Source organism: Hyphomicrobium methylovorum, from assembly GCF_013626205.1.
Lineage (GTDB): Bacteria > Pseudomonadota > Alphaproteobacteria > Rhizobiales > Hyphomicrobiaceae > Hyphomicrobium_B > Hyphomicrobium_B methylovorum.
The window spans coordinates 628,156-650,696 of the sequence record NZ_QHJE01000001.1 but is presented as its reverse complement, the minus strand read 5'-3'; the positions used below and the strand labels follow the sequence as shown (position 1 = coordinate 650,696).

22 protein-coding genes and 1 tRNA gene are annotated in these 22,541 nt (G+C 59.2%); 11 read left to right on the top strand and 12 right to left on the bottom strand.

Features of this window, described 5'->3' with window-relative positions:
* Positions 1–282: 282 nt before the first annotated feature.
* The gene (locus DLM45_RS03360) at positions 283–1,293 is read left to right on the top strand and encodes a hypothetical protein (protein ID WP_181335577.1); all 1,011 of its coding nucleotides are present in this window, start codon (positions 283–285) and stop codon (positions 1,291–1,293) included.
* A gap of 158 nt (positions 1,294–1,451) precedes the next feature.
* The gene (locus tag DLM45_RS03355; protein ID WP_181335576.1) at positions 1,452–3,476 is read left to right on the top strand and encodes an acetyl-CoA carboxylase biotin carboxylase subunit; all 2,025 of its coding nucleotides are present in this window, start codon (positions 1,452–1,454) and stop codon (positions 3,474–3,476) included.
* Between the two features lie 104 nt (positions 3,477–3,580).
* Here the strand turns inward: DLM45_RS03355 and DLM45_RS03350 are convergent, their stop codons facing one another.
* Positions 3,581–4,429 carry a LysR family transcriptional regulator gene (locus DLM45_RS03350; protein ID WP_181335575.1) on the bottom strand — a complete coding sequence of 283 codons (849 nt, stop codon included), beginning with the start codon at positions 4,427–4,429 and terminating at the stop codon, positions 3,581–3,583.
* A 258-nt stretch (positions 4,430–4,687) separates the two neighbouring features.
* Here DLM45_RS03350 and DLM45_RS03345 point away from each other — a divergent pair, with 258 nt between their 5' ends.
* Entirely contained in the window at positions 4,688–5,059 is a 372-nt protein-coding gene (locus DLM45_RS03345) for a hypothetical protein (protein ID WP_181335574.1), read from the top strand.
* Between the two features lie 82 nt (positions 5,060–5,141).
* Here the strand turns inward: DLM45_RS03345 and lipB are convergent, their stop codons facing one another.
* On the bottom strand, positions 5,142–5,870 hold the full coding sequence (gene lipB / locus DLM45_RS03340; protein WP_246317130.1) for a lipoyl(octanoyl) transferase LipB: 729 nt from the start codon (positions 5,868–5,870) through the stop codon (positions 5,142–5,144).
* A 358-nt stretch (positions 5,871–6,228) separates the two neighbouring features.
* Here lipB and DLM45_RS03335 point away from each other — a divergent pair.
* A tRNA-Leu gene (locus DLM45_RS03335) sits at positions 6,229–6,315 on the top strand.
* 226 nt (positions 6,316–6,541) lie between these two features.
* Here the strand turns inward: DLM45_RS03335 and DLM45_RS03330 are convergent.
* Complete coding sequence (locus DLM45_RS03330; protein WP_181335572.1) at positions 6,542–7,891, bottom strand: lipase family protein; 1,350 nt, start codon at positions 7,889–7,891, stop codon at positions 6,542–6,544.
* A gap of 193 nt (positions 7,892–8,084) precedes the next feature.
* Positions 8,085–9,149: a polysaccharide deacetylase family protein gene (locus DLM45_RS03325; protein ID WP_181335571.1), complete on the bottom strand. Its 1,065-nt coding sequence runs from the start codon at positions 9,147–9,149 to the stop codon at positions 8,085–8,087.
* A gap of 288 nt (positions 9,150–9,437) precedes the next feature.
* Between DLM45_RS03325 and DLM45_RS03320 the strand changes: the two genes are divergently transcribed.
* Positions 9,438–9,878, top strand: a complete 441-nt coding sequence (locus DLM45_RS03320) for a GNAT family N-acetyltransferase (protein WP_181335570.1) — start codon at positions 9,438–9,440, stop codon at positions 9,876–9,878.
* A gap of 17 nt (positions 9,879–9,895) precedes the next feature.
* Here DLM45_RS03320 and DLM45_RS03315 read toward each other — a convergent pair whose 3' ends face one another.
* The 5 genes from DLM45_RS03315 to DLM45_RS03295 form a co-directional block, all read right to left on the bottom strand.
* Complete coding sequence (locus tag DLM45_RS03315; RefSeq protein ID WP_181335568.1) at positions 9,896–10,861, bottom strand: DUF6232 family protein; 966 nt, start codon at positions 10,859–10,861, stop codon at positions 9,896–9,898.
* 103 nt (positions 10,862–10,964) lie between these two features.
* A complete protein-coding gene (locus DLM45_RS03310; RefSeq protein ID WP_181335566.1) occupies positions 10,965–12,314 on the bottom strand; it encodes an RAD23 family protein in 1,350 nt (449 codons plus the stop codon).
* A 94-nt stretch (positions 12,315–12,408) separates the two neighbouring features.
* On the bottom strand, positions 12,409–13,104 hold the full coding sequence (locus DLM45_RS03305; protein ID WP_181335564.1) for a hypothetical protein: 696 nt from the start codon (positions 13,102–13,104) through the stop codon (positions 12,409–12,411).
* 11 nt (positions 13,105–13,115) lie between these two features.
* Positions 13,116–13,610: a methyltransferase family protein gene (locus tag DLM45_RS03300; RefSeq protein WP_181335563.1), complete on the bottom strand. Its 495-nt coding sequence runs from the start codon at positions 13,608–13,610 to the stop codon at positions 13,116–13,118.
* A gap of 109 nt (positions 13,611–13,719) precedes the next feature.
* Positions 13,720–14,187: a hypothetical protein gene (locus DLM45_RS03295; RefSeq protein WP_181335561.1), complete on the bottom strand. Its 468-nt coding sequence runs from the start codon at positions 14,185–14,187 to the stop codon at positions 13,720–13,722.
* Between the two features lie 198 nt (positions 14,188–14,385).
* Between DLM45_RS03295 and DLM45_RS03290 the strand changes: the two genes are divergently transcribed.
* The 5 genes from DLM45_RS03290 to DLM45_RS03270 all read left to right on the top strand — a co-directional run bounded on the left by DLM45_RS03290 (position 14,386) and on the right by DLM45_RS03270 (position 18,120).
* Positions 14,386–14,820, top strand: coding sequence for a hypothetical protein (locus DLM45_RS03290; RefSeq protein ID WP_181335560.1), 435 nt, complete (start codon positions 14,386–14,388; stop codon positions 14,818–14,820).
* Between the two features lie 58 nt (positions 14,821–14,878).
* Positions 14,879–15,316, top strand: a complete 438-nt coding sequence (locus DLM45_RS03285; protein WP_181335559.1) for a DUF1489 family protein — start codon at positions 14,879–14,881, stop codon at positions 15,314–15,316.
* Positions 15,317–15,333: 17 nt separating this feature from the next.
* Positions 15,334–16,440, top strand: a complete 1,107-nt coding sequence (locus DLM45_RS03280) for a pyridoxal phosphate-dependent aminotransferase (RefSeq protein ID WP_181335558.1) — start codon at positions 15,334–15,336, stop codon at positions 16,438–16,440.
* Positions 16,441–16,514: 74 nt separating this feature from the next.
* Positions 16,515–17,726 carry an MFS transporter gene (locus DLM45_RS03275; RefSeq protein WP_181335557.1) on the top strand — a complete coding sequence of 404 codons (1,212 nt, stop codon included), beginning with the start codon at positions 16,515–16,517 and terminating at the stop codon, positions 17,724–17,726.
* A gap of 91 nt (positions 17,727–17,817) precedes the next feature.
* Positions 17,818–18,120: a hypothetical protein gene (locus DLM45_RS03270; protein ID WP_181335556.1), complete on the top strand. Its 303-nt coding sequence runs from the start codon at positions 17,818–17,820 to the stop codon at positions 18,118–18,120.
* An 82-nt stretch (positions 18,121–18,202) separates the two neighbouring features.
* Here DLM45_RS03270 and glnA read toward each other — a convergent pair whose 3' ends face one another.
* Together glnA and DLM45_RS03260 are read right to left on the bottom strand one after the other, a co-directional pair.
* A complete protein-coding gene (gene glnA / locus DLM45_RS03265) occupies positions 18,203–19,612 on the bottom strand; it encodes a type I glutamate--ammonia ligase (protein WP_181335555.1) in 1,410 nt (469 codons plus the stop codon).
* 90 nt (positions 19,613–19,702) lie between these two features.
* Positions 19,703–20,041, bottom strand: coding sequence for a P-II family nitrogen regulator (locus tag DLM45_RS03260; RefSeq protein WP_181338165.1), 339 nt, complete (start codon positions 20,039–20,041; stop codon positions 19,703–19,705).
* A 282-nt stretch (positions 20,042–20,323) separates the two neighbouring features.
* Here DLM45_RS03260 and DLM45_RS03255 point away from each other — a divergent pair, with 282 nt between their 5' ends.
* Entirely contained in the window at positions 20,324–21,880 is a 1,557-nt protein-coding gene (locus tag DLM45_RS03255; RefSeq protein ID WP_181335554.1) for an NAD(P)H-hydrate dehydratase, read from the top strand.
* A gap of 7 nt (positions 21,881–21,887) precedes the next feature.
* Here the strand turns inward: DLM45_RS03255 and DLM45_RS03250 are convergent, their stop codons facing one another.
* Positions 21,888–22,442: a thioesterase family protein gene (locus tag DLM45_RS03250; RefSeq protein ID WP_181335553.1), complete on the bottom strand. Its 555-nt coding sequence runs from the start codon at positions 22,440–22,442 to the stop codon at positions 21,888–21,890.
* Positions 22,443–22,541: the final 99 nt, after the last annotated feature.

The window sequence follows — 22,541 nt, the reverse complement described above, 5'->3', positions numbered from 1 at the left end:
CGTGAATGACATGCGAACAACCACCTATTCGCCGCATCTGCTTTCATCTGCCGTTCATGCCGAACGGGACAGAAAGGTGCGGAAATCTGCTTTCTGTTGCGCTTGCGGGAGCGCGACAGACCCAACGAGGGCCGCAGCCAAAACTGCGGCCCTCGATGCCCATCAGATGCACCTCGGCACGTTCTGCTCCGGCAGTCCGACAATCGGTCAATTTTTAAGGGCCGATTAAGTACTCCCACTTACTCTTAGCCTCGGGTCGGGGTTTTGGGTCGTGGGTTTGCGATGAGTGAGCTGCAGTCTGTTCCAGTTGCTGAAATTCTAAAGCGTGGACGTATTGATGCTAGCGACATGCGCGCTTTGCGGCATGTGTTCTATGAGGACGGCATCGTCACGGCAGGAGAGGCTGAGCTTCTCTTTCAGTTGAATGATAGGTGCACGCCGCATACGCCCGAGTGGTCGGACTTCTTTGTTGAAGCGATCACCGACTACATGGTTTTCCAGGAAGCGCCACAGGGCTACCTGACCCTCACCAACGCCAATTGGCTGATTGACCGTGTCTCGCGCGATGGCCGCGTCACGAGCAAATCTGAGATGGCGCTCATCATCAATATTCTCGACAAAGCGCGCTGGTCGCCAGTCAGCCTTACGAAGTTTGGGCTGGAGCAGGTTAAAGCCGCCGTGATCCATGCCGACGGTCCGCTGCGTAAAGGCAAGACTTTGCCTCCCGGCCAGATCACCGAAGGCGAAGTCGATCTTCTGCGGCGCATTCTCTATGCGTTCGGCGGCGACGGAAACGTGGCTGTCACCCGCGAAGAAGCCGACGTCCTATTCGACATCGACGAGGCCGTCCGCAATGGCCCGGCGAACGCGGCATGGACGGATCTCTTCGTTAAGGCAGTTGCCAACGTGATGATGGCAGCGTCGGGCTATTCCGTGCCGTCCCGCGAAGAGGCTCTGCGCCACGAAGCCGGTGCCAGCATCGGTGAGCAGTCTATTTCCGTTCTCAGCACACTTCTGAAGATGGCCCAGTCCAACTTGGCGTCGGTACGGGAAGCTTACCGCGATCAGACCGCCGAAGAGCGGGCTTTGGCGCGTCTGGAGCACCAGAGAATCGAAATTATTACCAACGAAGAGATCACGCACGCCGAGGCGAGCTGGCTCGTCGCACGTCTGGGGCGGGATGGTCATCTCAGCCCCAGCGAAATGGCACTAATTGCCTACCTGAAGCAGGAATGCCCCAGAATCCACCCCGCGCTCACGGAAGCGGTGGAGAGGCTCGCCCGCGCGGCCTGATCCGGCTCAAAGGCGTCGTGCGGCAGCGAATCGCAGTCGCGGCGGGTCTGCCGCGGCCCCGGCATGTTTACTGGACCTGATGCAGCCACTAGAACGGCGCTCAGTAGTCCCATAAGCATCTCCAACAAAAAGATTTCGGGAAGGATCGGGGTCGGCCGATGTTCAAGAAGATTTTGATCGCAAACCGCGGTGAAATCGCGTGCCGCGTTATTAAGACGGCACGCAGGATGGGCATCAAGACGGTTGCCGTCTATTCCGACGCCGATCGCGATGCTCTCCATGTCGAGATGGCCGACGAAGCCGTCCACATCGGACCTCCGGCCGCCGCTGAATCCTATCTGTTGATGGATAAGATCATCGCCGCCTGCAAGGCGACGGGCGCTGATGCGGTCCATCCCGGTTATGGCTTTCTCTCCGAGCGCGAGTCCTTCCCGACCGAGCTGCAGAAAAACGGCATCGTGTTCATTGGCCCGAACGCCAAGGCCATCGCCGCGATGGGCGATAAGATCGAAAGTAAGAAGGCCGCGGCCGCAGCCAAGGTGTCGACAGTCCCCGGTTACATGGGTGAGATCAAAGACGCCAAGCACGCTGTTCAGATCTCCAACGAGATCGGCTACCCCGTCATGATCAAGGCTTCGGCCGGCGGCGGCGGCAAGGGCATGCGCATTGCCTATAATGCGAAAGAAGCCGAAGAGGGCTTCCAGCTTGCACGCTCTGAAGCAAAATCATCGTTCGGCGACGACCGCTGCTTCGTCGAAAAGTTCATCGAAAATCCGCGCCACATCGAAATTCAGGTTTTGGGCGATAAGCACGGCAACGTGATTCACCTCGGCGAGCGCGAATGTTCCATTCAGCGCCGCAATCAGAAGGTGCTCGAAGAAGCCCCATCGCCGCTTCTCGACGAGAAGACCAGAAAGCTGATGGGTGAGCAGGCCGTCGCGCTCTCCAAAGCCGTTGGTTACGATAGCGCCGGCACCGTTGAATTCGTCGCTGGGCAGGATCGCTCGTTCTACTTCCTGGAAATGAATACTCGTCTCCAGGTCGAACATCCGGTGACCGAGCTCATCACCGGCATTGACCTCGTCGAGCAGATGATCCGGTCGGCTGCTGGCGAAAAGCTTGCGTTCAAACAGTCCGACATCAAGCTTAAGGGCTGGGCCGTCGAAAGCCGCGTTTACGCCGAGGATCCGTTCCGCAGCTTCCTGCCGTCCATCGGCCGCCTCGTGAAATACCGCCCGCCTGCCGAAGGTACGAAGGACGGCGTCACGGTCCGCAACGATACCGGCGTCTTCGAGGGCGGCGAGATCTCGATGTTCTACGATCCGATGATTGCCAAGCTCGTGACGCACGCTCCGACGCGCACCGCCGCCATCGAAGCGCAAGGCGTCGCGCTCGACTCTTTCTATATCGACGGCATCCAGCACAACGTCCCGTTCCTGGCGACGATGATGCAGCACCCGCGCTGGCGCGACGGCAACCTCTCGACGGGCTTCATCAAGGAAGAATTTCCTGACGGCTTCGTTCCGCGCGAACCTGAGGGCAAGGATCTCATCACGCTGGCCGCTGTCGCAGGCGCCATCGACCATCTCGGCAATGCGCGCCGCCGGGGCATCACGCATCAGATGTCGGGCCGCTCCGTCGAATTCGCCAAGCGCCGTGTGGTGAAGATCGGATCGAAAACAGTGCTCCTCGAAGCGATGGGCGAAATTCCAGGTCCTTATTACGTCTCGATCCTGGATCCAGCGGGCGAGCCAACCAAAACTCTTGAGATCACCTCTGATTGGTGGCCGGGCGAACCGGTCTGGAGTGGCACGGTTGGCGGCGCAGAGGTTGCCGTGCAGGTGCGCCCGATCGCCAACGGAACGCTCCTTTCATTCCGTGGCATTCAGGCGCCCACGTACGTCTACACGACGCGCGAGGCCGAGCTGGCGGCGTTGATGCCGGTGAAAGTCGCCGCCGATATGTCCAAATATCTGCTGTGCCCGATGCCGGGTCTTGTGAAAGCGATCAACGTCACCGAAGGCCAGGAAGTGAAGGCCGGGGACGCGCTGGCCGTCGTCGAAGCGATGAAGATGGAAAACATCTTGAAAGCGGAGCGCGATGGAAAGGTGAAGAAGATTGCCGCCAAGGCCGGAGACAGCTTGGCCGTCGACGCCATAATCATGGAATTCGAAGGCAAGTGATCGAGATGGGATAGACCAGCCTCGACATTCATTATGCAAAAAGGCCGTCCCATTTGGGCGGCCTTTTCGTTTTCTCGCATCGCTGATTGTTCGATGGATCGACGTCAGGCGAGCTTCGTCGCGGCCCGTCGGAGACCGCGCAGGATGGGCTCGTAGGCCTCCTCGTTCCGCGTTTCCGGGTAGACCATATAGACCGGATAAATGAATTTGCGGGACCGTTTCGGCTCTCGCAAGACGCCGCGACTGATCAATTTGCGCACCATGCGGGCCGGGAAGTATCCCGAACATTCGTTCGTGAGCAGGTAGTCCAGCCCCATCGGTCCAAGATCGAGACTGATCGCCGGATTGGCGTGTTCCGGAAACGCCGTAGCGTGGTCCTGCACGAAATCGCTGCCCCAATCGACCAGCAAATAGTCCGTCGCCGCGCGCCGCGCGCCGACTTTACTCGACGAAACCAGCACGAATTCCTCATCGAAAAGGTGCTCGATCGTCAAACCGGGAGGTGGCGAAGGCCGGTACATGACGGCGATATCGAGGGTGCCCTCGATAAGCCTCTGGCTGAGCGCGGCCGAAGCTCCGGCGGTAGCGGAGACAGCAATTCCCGGAATTTGAATCCGAAGACCCGCGATCCACTTCATCAAAAATCCGCTCCAGAGACTGAGCGGTGCGCCGACCGAAATGTGCTCCGGATGCTGATCAGCGAGCGAAACCTGCAACTGCGCCTGCTGCCAGACACGCACCATGGCCAGTGCATGCTTTTGAAATAGTTCACCCGCTCCGGTCAGGTCCGCACCCGTCTTTGAGCGCGTAAACAGCGGTCTTCCGAGCAGTTCTTCCAGGCCTTTGATTCGCGCCGAGACCGTTGATTGCGTGATGTTCAGTTTCTTGGCGGCATCAACGAAGCTGCCGGTCTCCGCAACAATCAGAAATGTTCGTGCGAGATTGACGTCCATTGGGCGATGCCTCGACGCGTTCGATAGAAACTCATCTATCGAAATTTTCGATAGTACCAAACATCAAATTTCGTTTGTGCATCGGTTTGAAACTTATCAATGTCGGCGACGACCCGACTCGAGTTGGGTCGACGGACGTTTCGTCGTCTGTCAACGTTCAAACGGAAGGACGATCTAAAATGGCTAAAGCTGCAAAAGCTGCGAAGAAAGCCACGAAAAAGGCTCCTGCCAAAAAGGCAGCGAAGAAGAAGAAGTAAATTGACGTTCTGCCGCGATCTCGGGAGCGGCCGTACGAAGCTTCGAGTTTTTACGGTTTGCACGATCGCAACTCTTCTTACGACCTCGGTCGCTGCAGCGGCCACGATTTCCAACCGCGGTGACAAAGAGATCAAACTCACAATCACCGAGGGCTCGTCTCGCAAAGACGAAGTTCTGCCACCTGGCAAGGTCATCGACGGGGTCTGTCGGAAGGGCTGCATCATCCGCCTCAACGACAGTTCAAAAGACGAGTACGAACTCGAAGGTTCGGAAAGCGTCTCGGTCGAAGAGGGATTTCTCTACTACGATCAGCCCGACAACAGAGTCGCGCCTCGACCCGGCAGCGGTTCTGGCACTGGCGATCAGAAGTAGATGAATAAGATCGCGGTAAAGTTTTTTGAGGCGCTCGTGTCCACCGACACGGCGCCTTTTTCATTTCTTTCTCAATGCCTTGCTAGTTGCGCTCTGAACGCGGTTCGGGTGGCGGGCCACCTATCGGTTCCACCGATACGACAGGCCCGAACACATGCCGAAACGTAGCCCGCAGCGCTACGTCGACATCATACTGCGTCACCGGCAATCCGAGATCCGCAAGACTCGTCACGCCGTGTCCCTGGATCCCGCAAGGAACGATCGCTTCATAGTGAGACATCTCTGGGTCGACGTTGATGCTGATGCCATGACTGGAAACGGAGCGGCTGACACGCAATCCGATCGCCGCGATTTTATCCTCCGTTGAACCGGACACCGCCGGTCGGCGGACCCAAACCCCGACCCTGTCGCGCCGCGTTTCCCCCTTCACGTTAAACGTGGCGAGCGTCGCGACGACCCAGGTCTCAAGTGCATTTACGAATCCGCGAACATCGAATCCGCGCGATTTGAGATCCAGCATCACGTAAACGACGCGCTGACCCGGGCCATGATAGGTGAACTTGCCGCCGCGGCCGGATCGAAACACAGGGAATCGCGCTGGATCGAGAAGGTCGACGTCCTTCGCGCCGGTTCCACCCGTGATCAGCGGCGGGTGCTCCAGCAGCCAGACGAGTTCGCGCGCGGTCCCATCGCGGATCTGTCCCGCGCGCTCCTTCATAAAATTGAGTGCGAAGGGATAGTCGACCGGCGCTTCGCCGATGGACCATTCGACCGGTGAGATGTCCGCGATCGCAGCTGCTCCGTAGGTCATGCTCATCATCCCGAGTTGAAATGGCGAAGCGCGCCGCCATTCGGAATCGAAATTCACTGAGAACTATAAAGAACCGAGCCGGACGCTGAAGCGCGAATGCACATCGATTTGTCGGTTCGGTCGAACATGCTTTCAGTGTAGGGCTGGCGAAAAGTGCAGTTCGGACCAGGCACGCGCCGAAGGAAGAACCGCGTCCGCGACGCAAAGTCCTCGGTTTTCCGAGGCGGACGAGAGGCTTGGGGCCAATCTGCCGCTTGCCTTCCTCGGATGCCTCTGTTACCTGCACGTCTTCGCGGAAACATCGGGCGGCGCACGGCGCGGTTCGGGTTTTCGATCGTTGAGGTAACGCCTCGAAAATGCGGTTGTGGCGGAATTGGTAGACGCACCACCTTGAGGTGGTGGCGCTGGAAACGGCGTGGAGGTTCGAGTCCTCTCAACCGCACCACTCTTTTAAAAAATCAACAAAATAAATAGCTTAAAGAATAGCGCAGAGGCGAAGATCGCCGCTGCCTACTCTTTAGCTAGCGTGTGACGCCCGCTGGGCATGGCGTCGGGCAGCCCCACATATCGGTGCAGCCGATACAACCGATGTCGCCGCGCGATGAGAGCCCGCCCGCCAGAGAACCCAGAGACTCACAAAGTCCGCGGTCGCTAGAGCACTGCGCGTCGCTCTAAGCCGTTACCGGCGTTTGGTCCGCCGGGTAATTCTTTCTGGCCCAAGTCTGCACGAGATGGTCCGCGACCGACGAAATCACGTCGTCGTCGCGCATGTATGCGTTGTGATAGAGCGCATCACTCAGGCGCTTCCACATAGTATCGGGATCAGCGATGCCGCCTTCCGGGCCCTCAGCCATAACGATCGTATCGTAGAGCTTCTGCGCAGCAACGAACACCGCCGCATCATCGATGCCGCCGAAGCTGAGTGCTTCAATGCGCTGTTCTTTGGCCCCCGACAGATAAGGGGGCATACGTCGGATCCCGGTAAGCCTGAACGGTCCATCGCCGCCGAATGCTGCGCCCAGAACGCCGCCGTGAATGGCAGAGCTCAGAAATTTTGCGTAGAGCCAGCCGCCGCCCGCTCGCGCAAGACCGGCGATTCCCAGGAAGATCGCGCCGTACACGATGGGAATGAGCAGGAGGAAAGTGAAATCCGCCGCCATGCCCAATCCGAACTCTCCGGCGGAAATTTTCGTGACGATTGGGTTGAGAAAGTATCCGCCGAAGGCGATGAACAGTCCCGCCGTCGCAACCACCCCGGCCAGCGAGGCAAAGGCCGTCAGCGACCGCACCGCAGCTTCCGTCTTCACGTAATACGGCGTCAGTATCGCAGCCTGCTCCAAGAGGCGCATCGCTTCATCGCGCGGGCTGTAGATCACCAGCCAATCGTCGGGCGAAAGCGCGGTTTTAAATCGGCGCATCGCGAACGAGCGATGAAACACCTTGCGTAAACCAGCAAAGAGACTCCACAGCGCGAGAAGAAGAAGCCCGCCGAAGACGACAATCGTTTCGATCAGCTTGGTCGTGCCCGCATCGAGAATGGAGACGAGATACCAGACCATGATCGGTGCAATCACGGCCCCCATCAGGATTTGGAACAAAGCGATCGCAAGCGGAACCGCCTTCAGGCGGCGGGTGAAAAAGGGCGTTCCGAAAGAAACGATCCCGCCACGGCTGCCAGCGCGCGAAGCGCGGGCAAGTGCTTCCTGGGTGATGTTGCCGCCGTGACTGTGCGCGATCACGGCATGCGGCCGCCGCATCTTGCCCAGGTCACCAAGAAGACGAACGAGGTCCGATGAGCCGCGAAGCCGGTCGTAGTCGGAATTCGCGCCAGACCATCGAAGCGGCATGATCTCGGCATCGGCAATGCCACGCCGCTCAAGTTCTCCGATGAGGCGCTGCGTAAAGGTCGAACCCTTCTGCCACCAGCTGTCACCTTCGTCAGACGCAGCCGCATCGTTTGTGCCGTGTACGGTTACGATTACGGGCCCGCCAGCGGCGTGCTCCGTCTTACGCCCAAACATTCTTGACGCCCCCCGGCTCCCATTATGATCTCAGCAGACATTAGACTGGCGTCGTGCTGGCGGGAAAGGGGAGACAGAGCGCTGCGAGCGCGAAGGATTTTCGGTCGCAATAGGCGCAACAATAACGGCCTCGCCAGTTGCAATGCTGGCGAGGAGGACTTTATGAGGCGGGTTCCGTGCGCCGCTTTCAGCTTCAGTTGAAGAAGTTCATCTGCCAGGGAAAGCCTTCTTCCTGCTTGGCAGGTTTTTTGGCTTTGGCAGGCGTTGCCGGAGCCCCATTCGCCGCGCCGGCATTTTCGATCTGAGCCGGTTTGGTTGCCGTCTTTTTAGCAGCGGGCTTTTGCTTTGCGCCGGGAGCGGGCGTCATCGACCACACAACAGATCGCGGAGCCATAGGGTTCGCGTTCTTGGCGGCCGTTTTTGCTTCGAACACTTTCTCGGCGTCGACATCGAACGCTTCCAGTGTCTCCACCGGACCCTTCGGTACGATGTGGACCACCTTGAACCCGTGCTCGTGCAAATCCTTCAGCAGGTCCGGCAGCATCTTGGCCGTCCAAGCATGGATGTCGTGCATCAGGATGATGCCCTTCTTCCGCTTGATGAGCTGCGCCATGATCCGCTGCTCAACCACGCGAGGGCTGCGTGTGAGATAGTCTTTTGAATCCACGTCGATCCAGACGGCAGCGATGTTCCGGCTATCGAGATAGCTTTCAACTTTGCGGTTGGAACTCAGATACGGAAAGCGAAACAGCGGCGTGACAGGCGAGCCTTTCGCCTTCGAAACCATAGAAATCGCGCTTTCGATCTCCTGCTGAGCCTTGTCGAAATTCACCGCCCGCATGTTTTTGTGCGACCAGGTGTGAGTTCCGATCGTATGTCCCGCGGCAGCGACTTCCCGAACCATGGCGGGGTTCGAAAGCGCCATTTGCCCGACCATGAAAAACGTGGCCTTGGTGCACTGATCCGCGAGCGCCTTGAGGATCGCAGACGTCGGCGCCTTGATCGGGCCGTCGTCGAACGTCAGCACCACTTCGCCGTCTTTGAGAAAATTGGTTGCGTCAGCGCGGCCGCTGCCGATTTGCGCGCCGCCCTTGGTATCGATTTCGACAATTCTCGAAACGCCAAGCAGCTTCGGATCGCTAGCGCATTGATCGACCTTCACGGGGCCGCCAGGCTCAAATTCCGCAGCGAGCGGCGAAATCGTCACCGCAGTCATCAGGGCCGCCAAAGCAAAGCCGAACACCGAAACCTGTCGCATGATCATCCGCTTTCCGAGAGATGATGAACTTGTAAGAAGGCAAATATGAATGTTCAACCAACAGCGCCCCTCATGCGGAGCGATACGGTTACAGAATGTTACCCAATAGTCGCGTTCCATTGCGGCTGTAATACAACCTTTGTCGGCATTCGGGCGTGCTCGTGGAGAAACCCGGCTAAAGAGACGCACACGCGGCCAGAGGATGTTCTGCAACTTTAGCGTTTCGCGAGCACAAATACTCGCGCAAATGAAACAGGCGAAACACCTTACGAACCCCCAGAGTGACACATGACAATTCGCGTTCGACCCGTCGTTGCCGACGATGAGGCAGCCTGGCTCCAGCTATTCCGTGACTACGTCACGTTCTACGAAGCCACCGTTGGCGAAGACGTTCTCATGTCGACGTGGCAGCGACTGCTGGCTGGCAGCGACAATATGATGGCGCTGATTGCACTCGACGAAACCGGCCGTCCGGTCGGCATCGCGACGCTTGTGTTCCACCGCTCGACGTGGTCGCCCACTTGGTATTGCTATCTCGAAGATCTCTTCGTTGCGCCAGACGTGCGGGGCGGCGGCGTTGGCCGCGCTCTGATCGAAGCAACCTATCAGGAAGCGGATCGCCGGGGCGCTACCCGCACATATTGGGCCACGCAGGAAAAAAACGCGGCTGCACGCGCGCTCTACGATCGCCTCGCGACGCTGACCGATTTTCTCCAGTACCGCCGCTAGAAAAGATCCGCGATCGCCTACCGTGAGGCGCCGCCGAGTTCACCAATGTGGTCGAATAGCTCGACCGCCTGCGGATAGGCTTGCAGGATCTGCGAGAGATCGTTGGACAGTTCGCGCAAGCGGGCTTTCTGCGCTCCCGTCGGCGTTCCCGCGCGCATAAGCAGCTCTAGTTCTGAAAGCCGCTGTTCGAGATGCTGCGTTCCCTGTTGCCGTGCATAGAAACGGTGCATCTCGACGATCGCCGAAAGAACGCCACTGTAATCCACGAACGTATCGCTCGTGTTGCTCGGCGCTGCCCCATTCGCTGCAGGCATTTGCGGAGCACCGTTGCGCGCCTGTCGCGGCGGCGCGGTCCGCACAGGTTCGGATGGCAGACTCTGGCGCAGTCTCGGAGTACCGGACTGTGGTGTGTGGCGCTCGATAGCACCGCTTCCATTGCTGAGCGCCGGCTGCGCGGTCCCGTTGAGAGGTTGCGCCGGGCCGGGGCTTCCGCCTGACAGCGAGTCGATCTGGCCTTTTTCGAAATTGATAACGAACGCCATTGTGTCGTCGGCGTGATTGATTTTGTCCGTCAGAATATTGCGGGCTTCCTCCAGGATCGAGCGATCGTGCGCGGAGAATCGCGAAAGCACGCCATCGTTGGAAGAAATGATGAGATAGTGCGTCTTGTCGTCTGGCCGGAGCGCGAGTGCCGCGAACACAAGCGTCATGATGGCGAGCACGACGGTTGCCCCACTTGGCGCAAGCGCGCCGAGCGAAAAGTCGGGCCGCATCGAGCCGAAGGTCACCAAAAGAAAAAGTGCTGCCAGACACCAGTAAAGAACGGTCGGCTTGGAAACGACATGCGTGCCAACGCTCACCGTGGAGATGTTGGCTATGGCGATCGTGCGGGTTGGCGTCGTCAGAACGCGGCGTTCGATCCGCAACGTAGAGAACGTTTTAGTCGCCGCAGAACTTTCCGTAATCCGTCCGTGAAATTTCATCGTACTGCAGCCCGCCAAGAGGGCTTCTGCCCTTAGTTCTCAAGCAGACCATAGGCGGTGGCGAAAGCCAACTGAAGCTTTCACGCCCTGTTGATATCCGCTGTTAGCTCGCAGGAACGTCGAGCTTACGGGTCAAGTTCTCGAATTCCCTACGCAACTCATCGTTCTTGAAGATCTGCTCGAAGCTGGGTGATTCGAGTCGTTGGATGGCCTCGAATGACGTCGAGCTATCGCGCATCAGATTGCGGAGTTGCACGCTAGCCTCCACCGTCTCGTAGGTGTTGTCCGCGATCTTGAGATCGTGCGTCGCTTTCAGCCGCGCCTTGGCGATCTGCTCGCGCTGCTGCTGAAGATAGCGCCGGTATGCCTTCGCTGCGGAATCGGCGAGCTTCTGACTCTCTCGATTTGATTCGAGCGCGCGCTGCTGATCTGGCCTGTTCTCGGCCTTCAAAAGCTCGGCCGTGCGTCCGCGCGCTGCGGCGATATCCGCAATGATCGCTTCAAGTCGCGGCAGATAATGCGTGTCGATTTTCGTGATCGTCGCGTCCTGGGCCTGCACCAGCATCGCGAACAGCGCGGCGTGCATCGCAAAATACCGCCGGGCCGCCGTCATGTTATCACCGGACGTGCTGATGAGCTTGGCGAGCTGCCCGTCGATCATCTTCGCAGCGTTGAAGACAGCAACGAGCCGCACGAGATCGCCCGACAGAACGCTGTCGAGAAGCAAGTCGATCTGATTGTCCTGAAGCTCGATGCCCGACGCGCGCAGCGCTTTGGCGATCTCTTCCTTCTCGGCTTTGATCTGCTCGCGGTTCGCTTCGATGCGTTTGACGTTTTCGGCAATCCGTTTGTCGATGTCAGCGACTGTATCGGTCAGGATGTTGCCGAACCCCGCGTCCTTCGGCGCAACGAGCTGCTTTTCCTTCAGCTTCACGTTTGCGTCTTCGATCTCGCGGATGTTCCGGCGCAGAACGTCGAGCTTCTTTTGCACGTCGACGACGGGCACATCGGTGACGATCGCCAGAGCCGCGTCGAGCAGGTCGCGCACCTTGGCGTCGCGGTCCTCGCGCGTTTCCTTCCAGAACGGAGGAATGATGTAGTCGTCGCGGCTGGGAAGTTTCTGCGCACCCGCCCGCGTGCCCGCGGCATTGTTCAAGATCGCATCGACAGCGACCATGAGCGCCTTTGCTTGTTCATATTGCAAATCGCCGTCGCGCGGGTCGGCCGCGGCCGCTTCCTGTTCGGATACGGATTTTTCCTCGGCGGATGGCGGCGCTTTGGTTTTCTCTTTCGTGGGATCCAGCGAAGGTACCGGCGCTGGTGTAGGCGCGGTTTTCAGCAGTTCGCCAATAGCGTCGCGCTTCGCAGACTGAGCAAGCGCACAGTGCGGAACGATGAAAAGTGCAACGATCGCAAAAGACAGGGCCGTTGCGGGCCGCCGCTGAACCGACATAAGGCGCCTCCGTCTCAGCCAATGACACTGAAAATTCAGGCAAATCAATGATCACCGCAATTGCGGCAGCCGCGACCGTCCCGGCCGTCTCAGTCTACCGGCCCGCTGCGGCCAGGATCAATTGCCGGAAATCACTGTCGACGCTCCGCGCGTCGTCGAGCGCGAGCATTTCAGGAAAAGGCGCCGGCGCCTTCATAACCAAATCGGCGGAAGTCACACGGCCAGCGCCGGCCGGTCCGAAACGGCCAAATAGCCGAAGCATTTTAGGCTGCGGAAACAGCGCCGCGAAGGCCGTCGGTGCCGCCATGATGACGAGCGGACCCTTAACGGAGATCATTACGTCGGGAACGGTCTGGCGGACCTCTCGCAGAATAAGATCGGCAAGCGGCCTCAACCCTTTTGCGGTCGCCAGCAGTTCAGCAACGCCGTCTCCGGACGTCGGCTGCGCTGCCGTCACCTGCGATGCGGTCGGGACGTGAGTAGGCTGCAGCCGCTCCCGGCGCGGGGGTTCATCATCGACGACAGCGCCTGCGCGAACCGGCCGATCCCTCGGCAGCCCGTTCCCCGTCGCGTCAGCATAAATCAGCCGTCCGCCATTGTAGTGAATGCGTTCCAGCCACGAAGCCCACGCGAACTGAAAGCCCTGATGGCGCAGCCAGTCGATGATCGCATTGCGCTCATTATGTCCGCTTGCTGAAATCGCAGCCATCCACGCAGCGAGATCACGGCCGGTATCCTCATGGAGACCAGCAACGAACTCTCGCTCCTTTTCCGCATAATCGGTGCTCATGGCTTGCTGCGTCAGATCCAGCGACGAGAACGCGATTTGTAGTCGAGGTAAGCCTCGCCGAAGGTCTCTTCGAGATGGCGTTCTTCGGGAATGATCTGAAGCACGGTTATGAGAACAGCGAAAACGAGTCCGGCAACGACGAACCAGATCGATTTCGTGATCTCAGCCGTGCCCAGCAGGATCAGAACTTCACCGAGATAGATTGGATTGCGAAAACGTACATATGGGCCAGACGTGACGAGGTGGGTCGCGGCCACGTCCGGCAGGACTGTCGTTCCGGCTCTCATGAGCGCCCAGATGCCAAACCCCGCCAGAAGAATGCCCAGAGCGCCGAAGCCGAGGCCAACCCAGTGCGCAGGCGAGTCGTCCATTCCAGGCCAAGGCAGCGGATAGCTGGTTGTCAGCGTCATCGCTGCCGCGACGGCTCCGATCAACAGAACTGGGGGCCAGGGAAATCGGGTCGGACCGCGCGTCGCGCCGCCGTCAAGTGTCTCTCGTTCGCTCATGGCGGCAGTCTACAGACAAATATCGCGACCGTCAGCCGATGCGACAGCGCATGCAATCCCGACTGCGTGGCAAAAGCATGCGCGCAATAGGCGGGGGCTTGACCGGCCTCTACGGTTTGCTCGATTTCGCCTTCTTCGGAGGCGGAACCGTCGCCGAGGGCGATTGCATCGGATCGGTCTGTTTCAATTCTTGTTCGAGATTGTAGCTTTTGCACCCCATGGATGCGAGGCGTTGATTATAGCTCTGCAGCCGATTGAGATCGCTCGCCTGTTGTCCGCTTGGATCTGACCCTGTCGCAGTAGCGCCGATCGTCGACGCAGCCGATTGCATCCCGCGCGACAGACTGGACGACTGCTGTCGCGTTTCGTGTCCGCGCAGTTGCAGGATGAGAAGCTGAATCCGCCCCGAAAGCTGCTTGCACGTCATCTTGCTTTCGTCGAGCGGTGCCTGCCGCCCAGTTCCGCCCTTTGCTTTGGCAGCCAGGGCACTCGGTACGTGAAACAGTGCGCCAGCGCCGAGTGCCAGGAGCAGGGCGACTGCCGCGATAGCCGGGTGTAGGACGGAGCTGTGACGCATAAGGGCCTCTTGGTAGCAAAGGGCGGTTTTCCAACACGATTTCAGGGCAACGCCATGGCAAACTCAGCGTTTGCTGGCAGTAGCGCCTGCCGCATCGTGTCGGTCTTGTCTCCGATGTTCGTTTTGAATACGAGCGTGGTAAGGTCGGACAGGGTGTGGTCGGGCTGGGCTTTCGTCGGTTTCAGAGGAAGACATTCAATGGCGATGATGCGCGTAGCGCTGGTGCTCTGCCTCGGTGCGATATACGCGACGGCTGCTGCCGCCGACGAAGAGAAATCGCCCGCGCACTACGCCTGCGATTTCAAAGCGGGATTTTCCTGGTCCTACGAAGGAGGAAAGTTCGCGTCGTCGCCGCCATCCGAACTCAAGTTTGAAATCGGTAACGTCGATCTCGAAAAGCAGTCGGCGACGCTCGTGCTCGATGGAAAATCCGCAAACACCCTCAAGATCGTGCGCGCACTCAACGCCAATCACTTCCTTGAAGTGGTCAACGAGGGCTTCCTGAACCTCACCACGATCTATGACCGCGACCCCGCAACCGGCGAATTTCCGGCTGTTCATTCTCGCCACTTCGGGTTGTTCGGCCAGCCGATGTTCGCCCAATACGCAGGAACCTGCACCGAGAAACCGTAAGCTCGAGGCTGTGGACAGCCGAGTTGCCGTTTCCCGGACGTAGGAGCACAAAAGGGCCATGACCCTCAATCTCGTGAAGCTCTGCGCGGGCGCCGATTCCATCGAAGACTTGGCCGCATGGCAGGCACAAAAACGCCAGACGAAGACGCACGAGGGTAAATCGTGCGCGTTTCATCCAACGTTCCAAGCGCCGAAGCGCCGCGACGAGTTGCTCGACGGCGGATCGCTCTATTGGGTCATTCGCGGAACGATCCTCGTGCGCCAGAAACTCGTCGGTCTTGAGCCCGGCAAGAAGGATGACGGTTCACCGTGCTGTCTTTTGCTGCTTGCACGCGAACTCATTCCGGTACGCCCAACGCCGCGCCGGGCATTTCAGGGCTGGCGCTATCTCGACGCGGCCGACGCTCCGCCCGACTTGAAGCCCGGCCGGAAAAATCAGATATCGATGATGCCGACGGAAATGAAAAAAACGCTCGCCGATCTCGGCCTGATCTGAAGCGGCAGAAACCATCCATGTCCCGACCGCCGTTCACGCCCATTATCGCGGCCCTTCCCAAGCTTGTGCCATTCGTCGGTCCGGACGCGATGGAGCGCGCGCGGGGACGCCCGTTCCGTGCTCGCCTTGGCGCCAACGAAAGCAGTTTCGGCCCGTCGCCAAATGCGATCTCGGTCATGCGCGAAGCGGCCGGAGAAAACTGGAAATACTCAGATCCAGAGAACGCCGACTTGCGCGCGGCGATCGCCGATTTTCACGGTGTCTCGCGCGACTGCGTTGTGATTGGCGAAGGCATAGATGGCCTGCTGGGGCTGACGTGTATGCTTTTCCTCAGCCCGGGAGACGCAGTCGTTACGAGCGACGGCGCATATCCGACATTCAATTTCCATGTGCGGGCCCACGGTGGCGCACTGCAATTGGTGCCGATGCGGGAATTCCGCGAAGACATTCCGCGCCTGATCGACGTTGCCAAAGCGACGTCCGCGAAGCTGATCTATGTTTCCAATCCCAACAACCCGATGGCCAGTTGCTGGAGCGCATCGGATCTCGACGCGTTCATCGCGGCCCTTCCTGCAAACACACTACTCGTCCTCGATGAAGCGTATTGCGATACCGCGCCGCCCGCTTCGGTTCCCGCGATTGACTGCGCCAATCCTCAGGTGCTCCGCCTGCGCACTTTCTCGAAGGCTTATGGCCTCGCAGGCGCGCGCATCGGTTATGCTGTCGCCGAGCCGAGCCTCATCGAAGCGTTCGACAAAGTCAGAAACCACTACGGCATCAATCGCGTCGGCCAGCTTGGTGCACTCGCCGCTCTGCGGGACCAAGTTTACTTGAGCGAGGCTCTCTCGCGCATCGCAGCCGCCCGCACGCGCATCAGCGCCATCGCAAGCGATAACGGTTTGACGCCGCTGCCCTCGGCAACGAACTTCGTCGCCGTCGACAGTGGGAAAGACGCCATCTTCGCCGAGCGTCTGCTCAAGGCGCTTCTTGAACGAGATATCTTTGTCCGCAAGCCGGCTGCTCCCGGCCTTGATCACTGCATACGGATTTCATGTGGTATTGATCCGGAGCTGGATATCTTGGCTGAGGAACTGCCGAAGGCTCTCCGCTCAGTTCGCGGATAAAGCCGTAAAAAGTCCGGCCACTGTGTCGCGGAAAATCCTGAGACACTGCATCAATCCGCCGGTATGGGAATGAAATGACCGCAACTGCAGATACGCGGCAGCTTACCTGGCTGCAGCGTCACAAAAGCCTTGCCGCTGTGATTTCGACGTCGTTCGGCGTCGGCCTGTCATTCGGCATCGGCTTTCCGCTGACATCGCTGACGTTCGAAGCCTGGCAGCAAGCAAACTGGATGATCGGCCTCGCCGGAGCCATTCCTCCGATCGCGATCATGTTCGCTTTGCCTTTCGGTCCGCGCTTCATAACGAAAGTCGGTCCGGTCGCCGCAATTCTGACGGGCTGCATTTGCGGTGCACTGGGCTTTCTTGCGCTTTATCTTTTTCAATCACCGTGGGCGTGGCTCGGCATACGCTTCCTGATGAGCCTTGGCTTTGCGCTGCCGTGGCTGGCGGGCGAGACATGGATCAACTCGGTCTCCGAGGAAGCGACGCGCGGCCGTGTGATCGCGCTTTACGCCATGGCGTTCTTTCTTGGCTTCTCGATCGGGCCGGTTCTTTTGCAGGAATTTGGCTTGAACGGACTCTGGCCCTTCGCCACGGCTGCAATTGTGACAGCAGCGTCAAGCCTGCCGATCTTCCTCGCGCGCAAGCTTGCGCCAGAGTTTCATCATGATGTTACGCGCAATCCGATGGCGGTCGTGCGCCTCGTTCCCGCGGCAATGGCATCGGGCTTCATCGGCGGATTTGCCGAAATCACAAACCTCTCGTTGATCCCGAACGTGGCGATCGCCGCCGGGCGATCTCATGACGAAGCCCTCGCATTGCTGACGACGTTGACGATTGGTGGCGTGATCCTTCAGTTCGCGATCGGCTGGCTCTCGGACAAGATCTCGCGCATCGCAATGACAGTTGCGCTTGCGGCCGCCTTTGTCTTCCTCGTGTTCGTGATGCCGGAGGGGCTAAAAACGCTGCCGACGGCGCAGGTTTTGGTGTTCCTGCTCGGCGGCGTTGTTCTGGGCTTTTATACGCTCGGACTCGCGGTGATCGGTGAGCGGGTCGACGCCGGAGCCCTTGCAGCTGCCAATGCGATCTTCCTCGTGATGTACCAGGCAGGCGCAATTGTCGGACCGCTCGCGGCAGGCTTGGCTATGACGTTCTCTCCAGTCACGGGCTTCGTCACGACGATGATCGGATTGATGCTTGTTGGCTTGGCGGCTGTCCTCATCGCCGAATTCATCAACCGGCGAGACATTCACGCTGGCTCGCGCAACGGGCAGAACCTTGGTTAACAGAATGTTTGCGGTGTCGCTGTAGCTTGCAAAGGTCGGCGCTCCTCGTCCGTCGGAGGAGGGTGCCGCTCACTAGGTGCAAGGTGCTCGCATGCGACCTGTTCTGTCGTTCTTCTCCGTCCTGGCTTTCGGCGCCGTGTCTGCCGCCGCGCTGATCGCGCTTATGCCGTGGCTCACCGGATTCGCGCCCGAGAGCCTCAAAGGCATAACCGGCGCACTCGAATTCAATTCGGTAATGATCGGGTTGGTACTGGGCTTATCGCTCGGCTTGCTCGGACGATACAACTGGGCCGACATCCCGCGTCGTGCCGTGACGTGGTTCCTTGTCCGCGAACGCCAGTTTTTTTACTACGTGCTGATCGCAATCTGCGCCGTGGTGCTCTTCTACTATTGAGATCGCGGCCGCCGGGTCAGCCCACGAAAAAAGGCGGCCCCAACCGGGACCGCCTCTGATCGTTTGAAACGTCGATCCGCCGTTAGACGGAATAGTACATATCGTACTCGACCGGATGCGGCGTCATCTCGTAGCGCATGTTCTCTTCCATACGCAGCGCGATGTAAGCGTCGATCATGTCGTCGTTCATGACGCCGCCAGCCTTCAAGAACGAGCGATCCTTGTCGAGGCCGTCGAGAGCCTCGCGCAGCGAACCTGCCACGGTCGGAATTTTAGCAAGCTCAGCCGGCGGAAGATCGTAAAGGTTCTTGTCCATCGCCGGGCCGGGATCGATCTTGTTCTGGATGCCGTCGAGGCCAGCCATCAGCAATGCCGTGAAGGCGAGGTAGGGGTTCGCGCCCGGATCGGGGAACCGGACTTCAACGCGCTTCGCCTTCGGATTGGTGACGTGCGGGATGCGGCACGATGCAGACCGGTTGCGCGCGGAGTATGCGAGCAGAACCGGAGCCTCATAGCCAGGCACCAGACGCTTGTACGAGTTCGTCAGCGGGTTGGTGAAAGCGTTGATCGCCTTCGCGTGCTTCAGGATGCCGCCGATATAGTACAGGCACATCTGCGAGAGGTCGGCATACTTGTCGCCAGCGAACATCGGCTGGCCGTCCTTCCAGATCGACTGGTGAACGTGCATGCCCGAACCGTTGTCGCCAAAGACCGGCTTCGGCATGAACGTCGCCGTTTTTCCGTACGCCTGCGAAACGTTGTGAACCACATACTTATAGATCTGCATGTGGTCGGCCATCGTGATCATCGGGCCGAACTTCACGCCCAGCTCATGCTGAGCGGCCGCAACTTCATGGTGATGCTTCTCGACAACGACGCCCATTTCCGTAAGAACGGAAAGCATTTCGGAGCGAATGTCCTGCGCGCTGTCGATCGGCGGAACAGGGAAGTAACCGCCCTTGACGCGCGGACGGTGACCAAGGTTGCCCATCTCCATTTCGGTCGACGTGTTCGTCGGAAGCTCGCCGGAGTTCACCTTGAAGCCAGTCGAGTACATGTCGGTCGAAAAGCGCACGTCATCAAAAATGAAGAACTCGGCTTCCGGGCCAAAGTACACTTTATCGCCGAGGCCGAGAGACATCATGTATGCCTCTGCCTTCTTCGCGATCGAACGCGGATCGCGCTCGTAAGGCTGTCCGGTCGACGGCTCTAGCACGTCGCAGAAAATCGCAACGGTCGTCTGAGCGAAGAACGGATCGATATGGGCGGAGGACGGATCCGGCATCAGCGTCATGTCGGAAGCTTCGATCGTCTTCCAGCCAGCGATCGAAGAGCCATCGAAGGCGTAGCCGTCGACGAAAATGGATTCATCGACGCAGCTCACGTCGGCAGTGACGTGCTGCATCTTTCCTCGTGTATCCGAGAACCGGAAATCCACGAACTTGGCTTCCTTGTCCTTGATGTAATTCAGGACGTCACTTGCGGTCTTCATAGATACTCCCCTGGTCTCAAATAATTGGTTGGGTTCTCATGCAAGCCGCAGCGCCGGTCTCGGTGTGAGCGGCCGCTGCGGGTTTGCGGTTCAGATAGCGTCGCGACCGGATTCGCCCGTGCGGATGCGGATGGCGTCCTCGATTGTCGAAATAAAAATCTTGCCGTCGCCGATACGGCCGGTTTTCGCAGCCTTTTGGATTGCCTCAACGGCTTTGTCGAGCATGTCGTCGTTCAACACGACTTCGATCTTCACCTTCGGAAGAAAGTCGACCACATACTCCGCGCCGCGATAGAGTTCCGTGTGGCCTTTCTGGCGGCCGAAGCCCTTCGCTTCGATCACCGTGATGCCCTGCAAACCGATTTCCTGCAGCGCTTCCTTCACTTCATCGAGTTTGAAGGGCTTAATAATCGCTTCGATCTTCTTCATTTTCGCCCCTTGAGAGGTCATGGACTGATGTCGTCGGCGACCCGCGCCGTGCCCACGCGCCTACGGTTAGCAGACCGCGTGCCAGTTTCGAGGTTGGTGAATTTATCACGCAAATTCAAAGTATTGGAGAAAATCCAGCAATTCGACGACAGGCTCTGCTTAGCCGAAAAGATTAAAAATTGTGCGCCTTGACTGTTTTTTAGGCGGCACATCTAACAAACCCCACTCTCGGATGTTGTGCCGACTACGGCATGATCCGAACCCGAACCGGAGCCCGATGAAATGACCGACTTGGACGACTTGCTGACGACATCCGAGATGGCGGAAGCCGACAGGCTCGCGATCGCGGCCGGAGTGCCAAGTCTGAAGCTGATGGAAAGCGCCGGAGCGGCAGTTGCCGAAGCGGCAATCCAGATGTTGCGCGGCAGGCCGAACGCCCGCATCGCAATCCTGTGCGGGCCGGGCAACAACGGCGGCGACGGCTTCGTGGCGGCGCGCTATCTGAGTGAAAAGAATTTCGATGTGCGCGTATCGCTGTTGGGTGAGCGATCAGCGTTGAAAGGCGACGCGGCTGAAATGGCGCGGCGTTGGCTCCTTCCACTCCGTCCCGCAACGGAAGACGCGCTTCAAAGCATGAGTCTCGTGATCGACGCGATATTCGGCGCAGGCCTCTCGCGCGGACCCGAAGGCGCGGCTGCGGACTTGATCGAGGCCGTCAACGCAAGCGGCATTCCGGTTCTCTCCGTTGATGTTCCAAGCGGCTTGGACGGATCGACCGGGCAAGTTTCGATCCCGTGCATCAAAGCAAAGCGAACAATCACATTTTTCCGAAAGAAGCCGGGCCACGTTCTGATGCCAGGCCGCGCGTTCTGCGGTCACGTCACCGTGGCACAGATCGGAATCCCGGAGAGCGTGCTTGGCGAGATCAAGTCCGGCATTCGCGAGAACACGCCCGCAGGTTGGCTTTCCGAATTGCCCCAGCTCGAAGACGGTGGCCACAAATATGACCGCGGTCACGCCGTCGTTCTGTCGGGCCCGCCGCATCAGACGGGTGCCGCACGCCTGAGCGCACGCGGCGCGCTTCGCGTCGGGGCGGGCGTCGTGACCGTCATCGGGACTTCCGCAGCAACGGCGATGAACGCAACGCAGCTTACCGCCATCATGGTTTATCCCGTCAACGGATCGGCGGCCCTAAAGGAGTTCCTTTCCGACAAGCGTCGAAACGCTGTGCTGGTCGGCCCGGGCGCGCCTGTAGGTGCCGATACCGCAGGCGATGTGCTGACGATCTTGAAATCTCAAGCAGCGGCAGTCCTCGATGCCGGAGCCTTGACGTCATTCTCCTCCGGCAATGCAGACAGCGAAGCGAATATTGGATTTCTGCACCGGGCGACCGAAAGCGCAGCTACCCCCGCCGCACTGTTCGAGGCGATTAAGGGACGCGCAGAGCCAGTCATCATGACACCGCACGAAGGCGAGTTCAAAAGGCTGTTCGGCGATCTGGAAGGGTCAAAGCTCGATCGCGCACGTGCTGCCGCGGCTCAGTCCGGAGCGATCGTCATCTTGAAGGGAAGCGATACCGTCATCGCCGCGCCGGACGGCCGGGCAGCGATCAATTCCAACGCGCCGCCAACACTCGCGACTGCGGGATCGGGAGACGTGCTCGCCGGGTTCGTGCTCGGACTTCTGGCTCAGCATATGTCGGCCTTCGAAGCGGCATGTGCAGCGGTCTGGCTACACGGTGATTGCGCCCGTCGCTTTGGTACGGGCCTCATCGCCGAGGATATTCCCGAGATCATGCCGGAGGCTTTACGCGCCCTCAAAGATGGCGTGTCCGAGTAGTTGCGTTCTAAACGCGTCCGGCCTGCTTCAATTGATCGTCGGCGTGCAAGAACGCTTCGACTTCGGGCGTCGCCGGAGGGCTCGTTTCCGAAACGCCAATTTCCGCCATCAGGCGCGAGATCTCGATAAACTTGCGTTCGGCGCGCGAATAGAGCCCGCCTTTGAAGAGCGCCCGTGCAGCAACCTGGCCACGACGCGGACCGTCCGCGATGATGAATGTCTGCTCCATCACGACAAGATTTGCGCTCCAGCACAGCAGCCGGGTGTCGAGCCGGAACCGTTGAAACGGTCGAAGCTCGCGTTGAAAGCGGATCGTGATGGCGCTGGCGATTGGCGTCCACTTATGGCGCATCACACTGCGCCAAAGGCTGGATCGCACCATGGTATCCAGGCGGCCGAGATCCATCAGAGTCAGATAGCGGCCGTTGTTCAAATGGAGCGAGAGGTCCAGATCATGCGGCCAGACACGGAAGTACAGCGATGAGATCGAGCGTGGCAAATCGAGCACGCCCCGTCGACGTGCCGTGAATAGGACCCATAACAGCCGTATCCAGAGATTCATTGCGAAATCCGAAGCGCCATGCCGAAGGCTAGGCTGGCCAAATTCTCACGTCAAACCGCTCCAATCATGGGGCAGGGGCAGTTTTCGCCATTGCTCAGG